Source organism: Actinacidiphila cocklensis, assembly GCF_907177275.1.
Classification (GTDB): domain Bacteria; phylum Actinomycetota; class Actinomycetes; order Streptomycetales; family Streptomycetaceae; genus Actinacidiphila; species Actinacidiphila cocklensis.
Genome location: NZ_CAJSLV010000036.1, coordinates 1 through 590, shown reverse-complemented (window position 1 = coordinate 590; position 590 = coordinate 1). Strand labels below are relative to the sequence as shown.

Below are 590 nucleotides of genomic sequence, written 5' to 3'. Positions count from 1 at the left end.
GGCCGGGTCCGGGACGGTGGTGCGCACGCGTCTGCGCAGGCGGATGCCGGTGATGGAGAACGTCCGCATGATCCGGGCGACCCGCTTCTCGTTGACCCGCTGCCCTTTCTCGCGGAGCTCGGCCGCCACTCGCGGGGAGCCGTAAGCGCCGCCGGACTCGCCGTGGATCTGACGGATCTCCTCGGCCAGGACCCGGTCCTGGCGCTGCTGGCCAGCCCGGGCCTCGGCGCCGACGAGCCACTTGTAGTAGCTGGACCGGTTCACGTCCAGGACCTGGCAGAGCCGCTTCACCTCGTTGGTGTCCCGGTGGTCGTCAACGAACTGGAAGCGGCTCCTCACCAGTTCGTCTCTCCGGCGAAATACTTGGCCGCCTTGCGGAGGATGTCCCGCTCGGTGGCGAGCTTGCGCTCACTTGCCTCGAGTTCGGCCACCCTCGCCTCCAGCTGCCGCACACGCTCGACCGGATCAGCGGACGCAACGGCCTCCCGAGGCCGGGCGCCCGGCGTCGCAGCCGCGGCTGTGACGCCACGGCGTTCGCGGTCCCGCAGCACCCACTCACGCAGGGTCGCCCGGTTGACGCCCAGGTCAGC

General features: G+C 70.8%; 2 protein-coding genes. Both read right to left on the bottom strand.

Features of this window, described 5'->3' with window-relative positions; all coding sequences use genetic code 11:
- The coding region (locus NFU81_RS05885) for an IS3 family transposase (protein ID WP_251485714.1) at positions 1-339 on the bottom strand (339 nt) is incomplete at its 3' end.
- Positions 336-590, bottom strand: a 255-nt coding sequence (locus NFU81_RS05880; protein WP_479688504.1) for a transposase, incomplete at its 5' end; no start/stop codon positions are given. The genes NFU81_RS05885 and NFU81_RS05880, both read right to left, overlap by 4 nt.